Genomic DNA, 12925 nt, shown 5'->3' on the forward strand with positions numbered 1-12925 from the left:
TGCCGGCCGCGGCGGAGCGGGTGGCCTTGCGCGGCGCGGCGGTGCGCTTGGCGGCGCGCGGGGCCGTGGCGCCGTCGTCGTTCTCGGCGGGCGATCCGGAAGCTTGCGGGGTCTTGTCAGTCATCGTTGCAATCCTTGCTGCGCGTGAGGTCAGAGCCGCGGCGGCCGGCCAGTCGCCGGCGACCCGTCAGGAAAAAACATCTACCCTAACCGGCGTGCCGAGGCGGGGCGTTGACGTGGATCAATGCTTGTAACATTGCGGCAGCAATCCGCGCCGCTACACTGCCCGCTGCCCTCTTTCGACTGCCCCCTGCCGCCATGTGGTCCCTGCTCAAACGGCTGTTCGCCGGCCCGCCCGCGCCGCCCGACCCCTACGCCGAAACCATCCGCTTCGACGACAGCGGCTTCACCCGCGCCATGGGCACCGAAGCGACGGGCGGCCGGCGCCAGTTCTGGCCGTGGGAGGCCATCGACGAATTCGGTTTCCGCTTCACCGAGGCGCTGTTTCCCGATCCGTGGGCCGGCGCTTACATGGAAGGCCTATGGTACGTCCGCGTGCGCGACGACGGCTCGCCGATGGCGGTCGAGTTCGGCCAGGAACACCTCGACCTGGCCGCCCTGCCGCCGGCGCTGCTGCGGCACATGCCGGGACTGGACGTGCAGGCGCTGCGCGAGGGATTGGCCGTGGCCAAACGCGGTATCCATCACTTCGAGGGCGAAGGCAACTGGGTCGGCTGGCGGCGCGATCCGCATTGCACCTGAAAAGCCCTCACGGTAACATCTGCGGCTAAATATTTCGTGGCTGCCGCCCGCCGTGGAAACACGTAGAGAACCCACCCTGAGCCCGGAAGGCGCCAACACGCCGCTGCCGTCCGCGACATCGGCGGCGCGCGGTTCCCCACGACCCAGCCGCGCCCTGCGGGCATGGACCTGGGGCCTGTACATCGGGTTGTGGCTGCTCCTGTTGATCTTCAAGTCCGACGGCGCGGACGGCGTCGCGGACCCCGCCGAGTCGCTGGGCTACCGCGTCGGCAGCGCGGTCGGCAGCGCCATCGCGCTGGTGCTGCCCGCCGCCCTGGTGATCCTGGCCCTGTCGCTGTTCAAGCGCTTTCGCACGCCGTTGCACCGCATGCGCGCGGCCTTCGCCACCGGCCTGCTGCTGGCGGCCGCGGCCGCCGTCCTGGCCGGCCTCGCGGCCTATCGCGAAACGCAGAAGGCCACCGCGCTGGCCGAGATCCGCCGCACCGGCGAATGGATGCGCGCCGCGCTCAACGCGCCCGACCATCCGCCCGGAGACGTGCCGGACATCGACGCCACCCCCAAGGCGCATGGCGTGTATGGCGAGATCGAGCGCGGCGTCAAGATCATCCTGGGACAGCGGGTGGCGCAGTACCGCGCCTACATGAAGGAACTGGACGAGGTGCGGCTGTCGGACCTCTTCATCCCCAACCGTCTGGCGCGCGACCGCGGCATGGTGGAAAGCCGGCTGATCCTGGAACAATCGCAGCGCGTGGTGCGGAAATACAGCCAGCAGAACCAGCGGCTGCTGGCCGACGTGCCCGTCACCATCCGCTCGCTCGACCTGAGCGAGCAGCAGAAGGACCGCATGGTCGAAGGCGCGATCAAGGCGCGGCCGCAGCAGAAGGCAACGCTGGCGCGCAACTGGGAGCTGGAGCGCCAGACGCTGGACGAGTTCGAGAAGATGATCAATCTGCTCGACGACAACCGCCGCGCGTGGCGCGTGGAGCACAACGAGATCGTGTTCGACCGCGACAGCCTGTTGAACCGGTTCCGCGCCCATCAACTGGCGGTGCGCCAACTGACCGAGGAACGCGCGCGGCTGGAATCGCAGCAGTTCGACAGCCTGACCTCGGTGCTGCGCTGACGCGGGTCGTCGGCGCCCGGGCGCGAAGGCGGGTCGGGCGCGATCGAGCGTCAGCTCCCAGCCTGATCCAGCCCCTGCTTCAGATCGGCCAGGATGTCGGCGGCGGTTTCCAGCCCGACCGACAAGCGCAGCAGGCCTTCCGACAGGCCATACTTTTCGCGGTCTTCGGCCGTATAGCTGGCGTGCGTCATGGTGGCCGGATGCTGGATCAGCGTTTCCGGATCGCCCAGGCTGACAGCGATGCGCGCCAGCTTCAGGCTGTTCAGCAGGCGCCGGCCCGCGGCCAGCCCCCCCTTCAACTCGAACGCCACCAGCCCGCCGCCGGCCGCCTGCTGGCGCTGCGCGATCTCGGCGCCGGCCGTGCCCGCCAGGCCCGGATAGAACACGTCGGCCACCGCCGCGTGTTCGCGCAGGAACTTCGCCACCTTCAATGCCGATTCGCTGTGACGCTCGACCCGCAATTCCAGCGTCTTCAGGCCGCGCAGCACCAGGAAGGCGGTGAACGGCGACAGCGTCGCGCCGGTGAAGTAACGCAGGCCCTGCAGGCGGATCGCGTCGATGTGCTGCTTGCGGCCGACCACCGCGCCGGCGAGCAGGTCGCCGTGGCCGCCCAGGTACTTGGTGGCCGAGTGCAGCACGATGTCGGCGCCGTGTTGCAGCGGCCGTTGCAGCACGGGCGTGGCGAAGGTGTTGTCGACGATGGTCAAGAGCCCTTTGCCGCGCGCGATGGCCGAGATGGCGGCGATGTCGACCAGCCGCAGGTTGGGGTTGGCCGGCGTCTCGAAATAGACCGCGCGGGTCTTGGGGCCGATGGCGGCGGCCACGGTTTCCGGGCGCGTGAAATCGGCGAACACGGCGTTGATGCCCAGGCGCGGCAGCCCCTGCGCGAACAGCGTGAAGGCGGTGCCGTAGACGATCTGGTCGACCACGATCTCGTCGCCGCTTTGCAGCAGCGACAGCAGCGTGGCCGAGATCGCCGCCATGCCCGACGCGGTGACCACGCCGGCCTCGGCCCCTTCGAGCGAGGCCAGCCGCTCTTCCAGCAGGGCCTGGGTCGGGTTGCGGGTGCGGCCGTAGACGTAGCCCGATTGTTCACCCAGGCGGATGCGGTCGAAGGCCTCGATGCTGTCCTGGGTGTAGGTGGAGGTCAGGTAGAGCGGCGGCGACAGCGCGCCCTGCTCGTCCAGCGGGTCGTAGCCCAGGTGGATGGCGCGGGTGGCGAAGCCGTGGTGTTGCGAGTCGGACATGGATACCTCCGGGAATCAGCTCGGGGATGCGGACGGCGCGGCGCCGTCAGCGCTTGTGGTCGGCGCGGCGCGACAGCCATTCGCCGGTGAATTGCACGATCGAGACCAGCGCGATCAGGATCACGATCACTTCGAACATCACGCGGGTCTCGTAGCGTTCGTAGCCATAGCGGATGGCCAGGTCGCCCAGGCCGCCGGCGCCCACCGCGCCGGCCATGGCCGAGGCGTTGATCATGGCGATGACGCTGACGGTCATGCCGCCGATGATGCCGGGCAACGCCTCGGGCAGCAGCACATGGCGCACGATGTGCCAGCGGCGGCAGCCCATGGCGCGCGCGGCCTCCACCAGGCCGTGGTCGACATCGTTCAGGCTGACCTGGGCGATGCGCGCGAAGAACGGCACCAGATTGGCGGACAGCGGCACGATCGCGGCCCAGGTGCCGAGCGTGGTGCCGACCAGCATGCGCGTGAACGGCAGCATCGCCACCAGCAGGATGATGAAGGGGATGGCGCGGAACGTGTTCACGGTGATCGACAGCGCTTTGTTCAGGCGCGGACGCGGATACAGGTTGCCCGGCGCGGTGACGGTCAGCACCACCGCCAGCGTCAGGCCGGCGGCGATCGCGATGAGCGCGGACACGCCCACCATGGTCAGCGTCTGCAGGAAGGCCTGCAGGTATTTATCCAGCATCGGCAGCGACATAGCCCAGTACCTCGATCTGATCGGCCACCAGCGCGGCGCGCGCGGCCTCTTCCTGTAGAACGGCGGCCGGCACCGACACCAGCAGGCTGCCCTGGGCGTGGCCGCGCAGGCGGTCCAGCCCGCCATGCAACAGCGTCGCGCCCGGCCCCAGCGCCGCCAACGCCTGCAGCGACACGCCCTCGGGACGGCCCTGCCCGGTGAAGCGCAGCCGCAGCACTGCCAGGCCCGCGCCGCCTTGCAGGTCCGGCACCAGCCGCGCGGCCAGGTCGGCCGGCAGGTCATGCTGCAACGGCCGCAGCAACGCACGGGTGGCATCGGCCTGGGGATTGCCGAACACGCGCCAGACCTCGCCGTGCTCGACCTTGCGGCCGCCGTCCAGCACCAGCACCTTGTGGCAGACCTCGCGGATCACCGCCATATCGTGCGTGATCAGCACCACCGTCAGGCCCAGCTTGCGGTTGATGTCGCGCAGCAGCGCCAGGATCGACTGCGTGGTTTCGGGGTCGAGCGCCGAGGTGGCCTCGTCGCACAGCAGGATCTCCGGGTCATGCACCAGGGCGCGGGCGATGCCCACGCGCTGCTTCTGGCCGCCGGACAGCTTGGAAGGATAGGTGTCGGCCTTGTCGCGCAACCCGACCAGGTCCAGCAGCGCGTCGACCTTGGCGCGCGCCTCGGCCGGCTTGACGCCCGCGACACGCAGCGGCAAGGCCACGTTCTGCGCCACGGTCTTGGCCGACAGCAGGTTGAAGTGCTGGAAGATCATGCCGATGCGGCGCCGCAGGCCGACCAGCGCATTTTCGTCCAGGCCGCCGACGTCCACGCCGTCGACCCGCACCTGGCCGGCGCTGGGCCGCTCCAGCATGTTGATCGAGCGCAGCAGCGTCGACTTGCCGGCGCCGCTGCGGCCGATGATGCCGAACACCTCGCCGCGCCCGATGGAAAAGGAGATATCGGCCAGCGCCGTTACCGTGCCCTGCGGGCCCTGGTAGCGTTTCTGCAGTCCGTCGAAAACGATGTGGGCGTCTTGCGCCGCGTCGGCGGCGGGCCGCAGGGCCGGATCCGCCAGGGGGATGTCGTGTTGCATCATGCTGTGTTCCCGAGCCGCCCGCGCGGCGGCGCGTGCCGCTCCGCGAGCGAGGATGGCGGCGGCGCCGGCTGGCGCCGCCGCGCGTTCCGGCTCAGAAGACCGGGATCACCGAGCCTTCGTACTTGCTCAGGATGAACTGGCGCACTTCCTCGGAGTGATAGGCCTTGACCAGCTCGGGCACCCAGGGCGCGTTCCTGTCTTTCTCGCGCACGGCGATGATGTTGACGTAGGGGTTGTTCTCTTTCTTCTCGACCGCGATGCCGTCGCGCGTGGCGATCAGCCCGGCCTGGTAGGCGAAGCTGTTGACGATGGCGGCGGTGTCGACGTCGGGCAGCGAACGCGCCAGCACCACCGAGGCGCTTTCGACGAAGTCGAGCTTGCGCGGGTTGGAGGTCACGTCGGCCAGCGTCGCGGTGCCCGTGGCCGGATCGAAGCCGTCCTTGAGCGTGATCAGGCCCTGGTCGCGCAGGATCACCAGCGCACGGGTCTGGTTGCTGGGATCGTTGGGGATGCCGACCTTGGCGCCTTCGGGCAGGGCCTGCAGCGACTTGTATTTCTTCGAATAGAAGGCGATGGGCGAGATCAGCGTATTGGCCACCGACACGAGTTTGTAGCCGCGCTGCTTGATCTGGTCGTTCAGGAACGGGATGTGCTGGAACGCGTTGGCGTCCAGGTCGCCGTTGTTGAGCGCCTCGTTGGGGCTGGCGGTGCCGGTGATGACCACCGGCTCGACGGCCAGGCCGTTCTTCTTGGCGACCTGCGCCACCACTTCCCAGATCTGTTCGTCGACGCCGCCGCGCACGCCGACCTTGAGCGGCTTGGGATCGGCCGAGAAGGCCGGCCCGTGGAACATGGCGGCCGCGGCCAGCACGGCGCCCAGCAGGGCCTTGGCCAGCGTGCCCGCGCGGGCGGTGTAAGTGCGGGGAGTCATATGGAAATCGCTTCTCAGTCGATACGGTTATGAGGAGACGATTCTAGGGATGGCCCCTGCGCGCGCGAACGAATAGTTGGTTGAGTCGTTATTACAGGGGCGTTTGGATATGGCGCCGGCGCATAAGTGGCGCCTCAGAACGGCTTGACCACCACCAGCGTCACGATGACCGCCGCGGCGACCACCGTGAGCGGCGCGTACAGGTCGACCAGCGGCGCGCGTTTCACGCTGCCCTGCGACTGGCGGCGCAAGGCCGCGCTCTGCACGCCCAGCAGGCCCGACAGGACCAGCGCCAGCGCGATCTTGATCCAGATCCAGGTCATGGCGAACCAGCCGAAGGTCACGGCCAGGTGCAGGCCGACCAGCCAGGCCAGCACCATCGCCGGCGTGGTCACGAACAGCGTCCAGCGGCGCAGCGCGCCCAGCATCCTGCGTTCCTTGGGCGCCTCGTCGCTGTCGGGCGGCTGCGACGACAGCAGGAACAGCGACACGAACAGGGAGCCGCCCAGCCATGCGACCACGGCGGCGACATGCAGCATTTTGAGTAATTGGTAGGTCATGCGCGCGATTATCGCCGCAGCGGCGCGCGCCAGGGTGGAATCGGGTCCGACGGGTTTGCGCTACGGCAAAGACCGACGCCGGCGTTCACGGCGCCAGCGCCTTGAGCACCCGCAACGCCAGCCGCACCCGCGCCTCATTCGGATAGTTGCGGTTGGCCAGGATCACGATGCCGAGCTTGCGCGACGGCACGAACGCCACGTAGGCGCCGAAGCCATTGGTGGCGCCGGTCTTGTTGATCCACACTGCCTGCTGCGGCGCCAGCGGCGGTTGCAGGGCCTTGACCGGCAGGGTCTCGAACGCGACCTGGGCGGAATTGCCGTGCACCAGGTCTTCCACCGACACCGGGTAACGGTACTGTTCCCAGATCAGGTCCTGCGTCATCGCGCCCAACTGGTAATAGCCGGTATGGGTCTCGGCGATGGCGCGCTGCAGCGTGGCATCGACCGGCGCGGTGCCCAGGTTGATCTCGACGAAGCGCAGCATGTCGCGGGCGCTGGACTTCACGCCATAGGCCTCGTCCGCCAGCACGCCCGGGTTCACGCGCACCGGCGCATCCTGCTTGTCGTAGCCCTGGGCGTAGTCGGGCATCTTGCCCGGCGGCACTTCCAGGTAGGTATCGCGCAGGCCCAGCTTGGGAAACAGCCGCTGCTCCATCGCCACCACGTAGGGCTCGCCCAGCGCGCGCGCCGCCACCACGCCCAGCATGCCGATGCTGGGGTTGGCGTAGGTGCGGCGCGTGCCAGGCGCGTACCGCGGGGTCCAGGCCTTCAGGTAGTCCATCAGTTGCGCCATGCTCTGCACCGCGTCCGGCACCTGCAAGGGGAAGCCGCCGGCGGTGTGCGTGGCCAGGTTCACCAGCGTCAGCCTGGCGAATTCGCTGCCTTGCAGCTCGGGCACCCACTTGGCCGGGCTGTCGGTGAGCGACAGGCGGCCCGTGGCCTGGGCGTAGGCGGCCAGCGTGACGGTGAAGGTCTTGCTGATCGACCCCAGTTCGAACAGGGTGTCGCTGGAGACCGCGCGGCGCGGCGCGCGCGAGGCGTCGCCGTAGTTGAAGAAGCGCTGCTCGCCGTCGCGGCTGACGCCGATGGCCATGCCGGCGATGCCGTACTCGCGCATGACCTCGGCCACGGCGGCGTCGACGGCGGCGGTGGCACGATCGGCCTTGGCGGACGCGGGTGCCGGCGTCGCGGATGCCTTGGCGGTGGATGCCGGCGAGGATGCGGGCGTGGATGCGGGCGTGGATACGGAGGTCGATGCCGTGGTTGCCTTGGCGGCGGGCGCTTGCGCGACGGCCGGGCCGGCCGAGGCGGCGCCGGCCAGGGCCAGCGTCAACGTCATGGACAGCAGGGAAATACGGAACATTGCCGGAGCGCGCATGCGGGGTCGTCCTTTCGTTTTCCGGCCGGCGCGTGCCGGCGGTTCGGCGCCCAGTGTAGAGCCAATCCGGCGCCCCCTTGGTATTAACCCTGAGTCCCGCCCGCGCCGAATTTTGGCTATTCTCGGTGCGTCGATTCAAAACCCCGCAGAAGAGTCCCGCCCCCGTGGCGGGCGCCGACGGAGCAACCGCCCCGGAAACTCTCAGGCAACAGGACTGCGCGGTCTAGACAATCTGGAGAGAGGCGCCTGGCGCCCACCGAAGGGGAACCCGCGCCGCCGCGCCCGGGTGAAGCTCTCAGGTACAGAGACAGATGGGGTGCCACGATCATTGGGTCGTGGCCACGCCATCTGGAGCCATCATGCCCCGCATCGCCATCATCGGCGCCGGTATCACCGGCGTCACGTCCGCCTACGCCTTGAGCAAACTGGGCTACGACGTCACCGTCTACGACCGCCAGCGCTATCCCGCCATGGAGACGTCCTTTGCCAACGGCGGCCAACTGTCCGCCAGCAATGCCGAAGTGTGGAACAGCGCCGCCACCATCATGAAGGGCCTGCGCTGGCTGGGCCGCCACGACGCGCCGCTGCTGCTCAATCCGCGCCCGAGCTGGCACAAGTATTCGTGGCTGGCCCAGTTCATGGGGCAGATCCGCAACTACCGCCAGAACACCATCGCCACCACCCGCATGGCGATCGAAGCGCGCGAGCACCTGTACGCCATGGCGGTGGACGAAGGCATCGACTTCGACCTGCAGCGCCGCGGCATCCTGCACATCTACCATGACGCCGCCAGCTTCGAGACCGCGCGCCGCGCCAACGCGCTGCTGCGCGAAGGCGGGCTGGAGCGGCACGCCGTCACGCCCGAGGAAATCCGCGGCATCGAGCCGACGCTGCAAACGCCCTGCCACGGCGGCTTCTACACGCCGTCCGACGCCACCGGCGACATCCACAAGTTCACCAGCGGCCTGGCGCAGGCGTGCCTGCGGCGCGGGGTGCGTTTCGAACAGGATGCCGACATCCGCGCCATCAGCCGCGACGGCCTGCCCTACGTGCTGGATATCGCGCGTGCAGAGGGCGCGCGGCGCGAACAGCACGAAGCCGACGCCATCGTGGTCTGCGCCGGCGCCGCCAGCCGCCAGTTCGCGCGGCAACTGGGCGACCGCCTGAACATCTACCCGGTCAAGGGCTACTCGATCAGCGTGCACCTGGACGACGCCGCGAGCCAGGCCGCCGCGCCCACCGTGAGCCTGCTGGACGAGGCCGCCAAGATCGTCACCAGCCGCCTGGGCGACCGCTTCCGCGTGGCCGGCACCGCCGAGTTCAATGGCTTCAACCTGGACATCCGCGCCGAACGCATCCAGCCGCTGGTGGACTGGACCCGCCGCCATTTCCCCGGCGTGCGCACCGCCCGCGTGGTGCCGTGGTGCGGCCTGCGGCCGATGATGCCCGACATGATGCCGCGCGTCGGCCCCGGTAAGCGGCCGGGCGTGTTCTACAACACCGGGCACGGGCATCTGGGATGGACGCTGTCGGCGGCGACGGCGCAGATGCTGGCGGCGAGCGTCAGGCAGGCGGTGGCGTTGCCTTAAGCCCATGCCAGGAGATGGCACGCCGGGAGATCATGACCGCGATGGACAAACGCACCAAAAAAAGACCATTGTTCTCCCGGGACAATAAGACCCACCCCAATTCATGGTCGGACTAAATAAAGACTACAGTCAGTCCAGACCCTAACCACAGGGAGTCCGCGCCATGAAGTATTCGACCCAAGTCAAACCCATCTCCTACCTCAAGAGCCACGCCGCCGAGATCGTCACGACGTTGACCGAAACACGCGAACCCCTGCTCATCACGCAGAACGGCGAAGCCAAGCTCGTCGTCATGGACGTCAAGAGTTTCGAGGAGCAGGAGCAAGCGATGGCCCTGCTACAACTGCTTGCCCACGGACGGCGGGAAATCGAGGAAGGCCGAGTCTCGCCTGCCGCAGACGTGTTCGCCCGCATAGATGCGTTGGATGACGAAGACGAAGAGTGAACCATCAAGTTCTTTTGCTTGATGGCGCCGACGAAGACCTGCAGCTTGAGCGCCCTGCGGGTCGGACGACGGCAAGATGCCCCGCCTCTTCCCGCAGCCATGCCCGCAATGCCGCCACACGCCGGTCATCGGCATCGCTAGCGCGCCAGCAGTTGCGGCACCGACGACGCCAGCAGCGTCAGGCCCGAGCACGTCAGCAGCCCCAGCACCACGCGACGGAACGTCACGTCGGAAATGCCGATATACAAACGCGTGCCCAGCAGCGTGGGGATCAGCATCGCCGGCGCCACCACCGCGAACATCGGCGCCATGTCGCGCGTAACGATGCCGGTGGCCAGGTAGATCGCCATGGTCACCGACAGCATCGACAGATTGAAGTTCTGGATCACGGCGCGCTGCGTGTCCTTGTTGAAGCCGCGCAGCGTGCACCACAGCGTCGGCACGCTGCCGGCGAAACCGCCGATGCCGCCCAGCACGCCTCCCGCCAGGCCGACCGCGCCGTCGCCCCAGCGGTTGCCGCCAATGCGGGGCAGGCGCTGCGCCACCAGCATCACCGGGCACCATAGCGCCAGCAACGCGCCCAGCACCGCCTTGAACCAGTCCATGTCCAGGTGCGGCAGGACCAGCACGCCCAGCGGGATGCCGGCCAGCCCGCCCAGCAGGAACGGCCACAGCAGCGGCCAATTGAAGCCTCGGCGCACCGAGAACACCGCCAGCAGTTGTCCGGTCAGCGCGCCGAACACCGCCAGCGCCGCCGCCAGCCGCGGGTCCAGCACCCAGGCCCAGAACGACATGGCCACCATGCCGAAGGCAAAGCCCGACAGCCCCTGCACGAAGCCTGCCGCGGCCGCGCCGATCGCCACTATCCACACCGCATCCATGCCCTGCCTCTCCTCGTTGTCGTGAACGGCGACGCGTGTCGGCCGGTCCGTGTCTTGTGACGGCAGATTCTAGGCGCGCCCCGGCGCGGCGCGTATTTGAAGTGCTGATGAGGCGATAGGTTTTCGGTAATGGCGCCCGCGGCCCCGCGCAATCAGAGGAAGATCGCGCCGCGCAGGTACAGCGCCGCCTGACCGCTGATGATGACGCGGCCGTTGTCGCGCACCTCGCAGCGCAGTTGCCCCTTGCGCGCCCCGCCCTGCTCGGCGCTCAGGACCGTCTTGCCCAGGCGCTGCGCCCAGTACGGCGCCAGCGAGGTATGCGCGGAACCGGTCACCGGGTCTTCGTTCACGCCCACCCGCGGGCCGAACCAGCGCGACACGAAATCGTGGCGCGCGGACGGCGCGGTCACCGCCACGCCGCGCACGTCGAAGGCCGCCAGCGCGGCGAAGTCCGGCTTGAGGCCGTCGATCAGCGCTTCGTCGTCGATCACGACGAGGTAGTCGTCGGTGCGGTACAGCGCCCGCGCCTCGGCCAGCCCCAGGGCCTGCAACAGGCCGGGCGGCACGGCCTCGGCCAGCGGCTGCTTGGCCGGGAAGTCCATCGCCAGGCCGTCGCCGGCGCGACGCACCTGCAGTTCGCCGCTGCGGGTGGCGAACCGCAGCACCTCGTCCCTGGCCCCGAGTTGCTCGAACAGCACCCAGGCTGTCGCCAGCGTGGCATGGCCGCACAGGTCGACCTCGACCGCGGGCGTGAACCAGCGCAGGTCGTACAGGTCGCCGCGCCGCACGACATAGGCGGTTTCGGACAGGTTGTTTTCCTCGGCGATGCGTTGCAGCGTGGCGTCCGGGAGCCAGGCGTCCAGCGGCACCACCGCGGCGGGATTGCCGCCGAAGGGCGCGGCGGAGAAGGCGTCTACCTGGTAGAGATCGAGTTGCGGCATGGAAGATCCTCGGATGCGATGAAGTCGGCGGCGCGCGCGGGCACGCCATGCGGCATTTTGCTACGAAAACGGCGAGCGCCTGGCCGCCAGGCGCCCGCCCGCGCAGGCCAGCCCCGGATTGAAGGGCGCTAGCGAGGCATGGCCTCGCGCAGCAGCGCCTCCAGCCGGTCCAGGTCGGCGTCCTGCCGCGCGCTGTAGCCGATGACCACGCCTTGCGGCCAGGACACCCGCCGGCAGAAGTCCGCGACCGGCTGGATGCCCACGCCCCATTCACGGGCGCGGGTCAGCAGGGCCGCGACGTCGAAGCCGGACGGCGGCCACCACACCAGGTGAAAGCCGGTCTGCTCGCCGCTGACGCGCAGCGGCGCCGCGCCTGACGTCTCGCGCAGCATGGCCATGACGCGGTCGCGGCGGCCGGCGTAGACCGAGCGCGCCTTGCGCACGTGGCGCGCGAAGCCGCCGTCCTCCAGGAACGTGGCCAGCGTCATCTGCTCGATCACGCTGCACGAACGTCCGGTGACATAGAGCGCGCGGGCGAAGGCCGGCGCCAGCGACCGCGGCACCACCGCGTAGCCGATGCGCAAGGCATTGAAGAGCGTCTTGTTGAAGCTGCCGAAGTGAATCACGCGGTCGGCGCTGTCCAGGCTTTTCAGCGCCGCCAGCGGCGCGCCGTCGTAGCTGAACTCGCTGTCGTAGTCGTCGTCGAGGATCCAGCAGCCGGTCTGCGCGGCCCAATCCAGCAGTTCCAGGCGACGCGACACGGGCATGGTGACGCCGGTGGGCGATTGATGCGCCGGCGTCACGTGCGCCAGCCGGGCGCCGCGCTGGCGCCGGGCGCGCGCGACCGAGAAGCCGTGCTCGTCGATGGCGATGGGCACGATGCGCCGCGTGTACTGGCTGAACAGCGGCTCGGCGTTGAGGTAGCCGGGGTCTTCGACCAGCACCTTGTCCCGCGGCGTCAGCAGCAGGCGCGCGCTCAGGTCCAGGCCGTCGCGGATGCCGGTCAGCACCACCACCTGGCCGGCGTCGCAGGCGATGCCGCGCGCGGCGCCCAGGTAGCGGGCGATCTGCTCGCGCAGCGGATACCAGCCCAGCGGATCCTCGTGCGCCAGTTGCGCCGGCGTGACGCGCCGGGCGCTGGCCATCAGGCCCTTGCGCCAGGTTTCCATGGGGAACAGCGAGGCGTCGGCGCTGCGCGCCATGAAGGAGGACGCGTCACGGCGCGGGGCCGGGGCCGACGGATCGGCGGCCCCGGCGGCCTGCCCGCCCGCCGCGGCG

At 69.2% G+C, this 12925-nt stretch carries 13 protein-coding genes and 2 riboswitches; of the genes, 4 read left to right on the forward strand and 9 right to left on the reverse strand.

Annotated elements, in window-relative coordinates; all coding sequences use genetic code 11:
• The first annotated feature begins 318 nt into the window (after window positions 1-318).
• Both HV783_RS28450 and HV783_RS28455 read left to right on the forward strand, forming a co-directional pair.
• Entirely contained in the window at window positions 319-762 is a 444-nt protein-coding gene (locus HV783_RS28450) for a hypothetical protein (RefSeq protein WP_175190296.1), read from the forward strand.
• A 52-nt stretch (window positions 763-814) separates the two neighbouring features.
• The gene (locus HV783_RS28455; protein WP_054501993.1) at window positions 815-1885 is read left to right on the forward strand and encodes a hypothetical protein; all 1071 of its coding nucleotides are present in this window, start codon (window positions 815-817) and stop codon (window positions 1883-1885) included.
• A 50-nt stretch (window positions 1886-1935) separates the two neighbouring features.
• On the opposite strand, the gene HV783_RS28460 is transcribed toward HV783_RS28455, so the two are convergent.
• The 6 genes from HV783_RS28460 to blaELC form a co-directional block, all read right to left on the reverse strand.
• Entirely contained in the window at window positions 1936-3132 is a 1197-nt protein-coding gene (locus tag HV783_RS28460) for a trans-sulfuration enzyme family protein (RefSeq protein WP_054501992.1), read from the reverse strand.
• 46 nt (window positions 3133-3178) lie between these two features.
• Window positions 3179-3835 carry a methionine ABC transporter permease gene (locus HV783_RS28465; protein ID WP_026383015.1) on the reverse strand — a complete coding sequence of 219 codons (657 nt, stop codon included), beginning with the start codon at window positions 3833-3835 and terminating at the stop codon, window positions 3179-3181.
• A complete protein-coding gene (locus HV783_RS28470) occupies window positions 3813-4922 on the reverse strand; it encodes a methionine ABC transporter ATP-binding protein (protein ID WP_054501991.1) in 1110 nt (369 codons plus the stop codon). The genes HV783_RS28465 and HV783_RS28470 overlap by 23 nt, the downstream gene beginning before the upstream one ends.
• Window positions 4923-5013: 91 nt before the next feature.
• Window positions 5014-5853 (reverse strand): MetQ/NlpA family ABC transporter substrate-binding protein, encoded by an 840-nt coding sequence (locus HV783_RS28475; RefSeq protein WP_054501990.1) that lies wholly within the window; start codon window positions 5851-5853, stop codon window positions 5014-5016.
• A gap of 134 nt (window positions 5854-5987) precedes the next feature.
• A complete protein-coding gene (locus HV783_RS28480) occupies window positions 5988-6413 on the reverse strand; it encodes a CopD family protein (RefSeq protein ID WP_054501989.1) in 426 nt (141 codons plus the stop codon).
• An 85-nt stretch (window positions 6414-6498) separates the two neighbouring features.
• Window positions 6499-7791, reverse strand: coding sequence for an ELC family class C beta-lactamase (gene blaELC / locus HV783_RS28485; protein WP_254604087.1), 1293 nt, complete (start codon window positions 7789-7791; stop codon window positions 6499-6501).
• 136 nt (window positions 7792-7927) lie between these two features.
• Window positions 7928-8018: riboswitch (glycine riboswitch) on the forward strand.
• Between the two features lies 1 nt (window position 8019).
• Window positions 8020-8106, forward strand: a riboswitch (glycine riboswitch).
• 44 nt (window positions 8107-8150) lie between these two features.
• Between blaELC and HV783_RS28490 the strand changes: the two genes are divergently transcribed.
• On the forward strand, window positions 8151-9380 hold the full coding sequence (locus tag HV783_RS28490; protein ID WP_054501987.1) for a D-amino acid dehydrogenase: 1230 nt from the start codon (window positions 8151-8153) through the stop codon (window positions 9378-9380).
• A 163-nt stretch (window positions 9381-9543) separates the two neighbouring features.
• On the forward strand, window positions 9544-9825 hold the full coding sequence (locus HV783_RS28495) for a type II toxin-antitoxin system Phd/YefM family antitoxin (protein WP_054501986.1): 282 nt from the start codon (window positions 9544-9546) through the stop codon (window positions 9823-9825).
• A gap of 137 nt (window positions 9826-9962) precedes the next feature.
• Here HV783_RS28495 and HV783_RS28500 read toward each other — a convergent pair whose 3' ends face one another.
• From HV783_RS28500 to pdxR, 3 genes are all read right to left on the reverse strand, one after another.
• On the reverse strand, window positions 9963-10706 hold the full coding sequence (locus tag HV783_RS28500; RefSeq protein WP_054501985.1) for a sulfite exporter TauE/SafE family protein: 744 nt from the start codon (window positions 10704-10706) through the stop codon (window positions 9963-9965).
• Between the two features lie 152 nt (window positions 10707-10858).
• On the reverse strand, window positions 10859-11647 hold the full coding sequence (locus tag HV783_RS28505; protein WP_116791793.1) for a PhzF family phenazine biosynthesis protein: 789 nt from the start codon (window positions 11645-11647) through the stop codon (window positions 10859-10861).
• 128 nt (window positions 11648-11775) lie between these two features.
• The coding region (gene pdxR, locus HV783_RS28510) for a MocR-like pyridoxine biosynthesis transcription factor PdxR (RefSeq protein ID WP_175190297.1) at window positions 11776-12925 on the reverse strand (1150 nt) is incomplete at its 5' end.

Origin of the sequence: Achromobacter dolens (genome assembly GCF_902859745.1) — a bacterium.
Classification (GTDB): Bacteria; Pseudomonadota; Gammaproteobacteria; order Burkholderiales; family Burkholderiaceae_B; genus Achromobacter; species Achromobacter dolens.

Excerpts from the sequence above, each read along its gene's own strand:
- HV783_RS28450 (WP_175190296.1), top strand. The coding sequence starts at position 319 with ATGTGGTCCCTGCTCAAACGGCTGTTCGCCGGCCCGCCCGCGCCGCCC.
- HV783_RS28460 (WP_054501992.1), bottom strand. The coding sequence starts at position 3,132 with ATGTCCGACTCGCAACACCACGGCTTCGCCACCCGCGCCATCCACCTG.
- HV783_RS28465 (WP_026383015.1), bottom strand. The coding sequence starts at position 3,835 with ATGTCGCTGCCGATGCTGGATAAATACCTGCAGGCCTTCCTGCAGACG.
- HV783_RS28470 (WP_054501991.1), bottom strand. The coding sequence starts at position 4,922 with ATGATGCAACACGACATCCCCCTGGCGGATCCGGCCCTGCGGCCCGCC.
- HV783_RS28475 (WP_054501990.1), bottom strand. The coding sequence starts at position 5,853 with ATGACTCCCCGCACTTACACCGCCCGCGCGGGCACGCTGGCCAAGGCC.
- HV783_RS28480 (WP_054501989.1), bottom strand. The coding sequence starts at position 6,413 with ATGACCTACCAATTACTCAAAATGCTGCATGTCGCCGCCGTGGTCGCA.
- blaELC (WP_254604087.1), bottom strand. The coding sequence starts at position 7,791 with ATGCGCGCTCCGGCAATGTTCCGTATTTCCCTGCTGTCCATGACGTTG.
- HV783_RS28490 (WP_054501987.1), top strand. The coding sequence starts at position 8,151 with ATGCCCCGCATCGCCATCATCGGCGCCGGTATCACCGGCGTCACGTCC.
- HV783_RS28495 (WP_054501986.1), top strand. The coding sequence starts at position 9,544 with ATGAAGTATTCGACCCAAGTCAAACCCATCTCCTACCTCAAGAGCCAC.
- HV783_RS28500 (WP_054501985.1), bottom strand. The coding sequence starts at position 10,706 with ATGGATGCGGTGTGGATAGTGGCGATCGGCGCGGCCGCGGCAGGCTTC.
- HV783_RS28505 (WP_116791793.1), bottom strand. The coding sequence starts at position 11,647 with ATGCCGCAACTCGATCTCTACCAGGTAGACGCCTTCTCCGCCGCGCCC.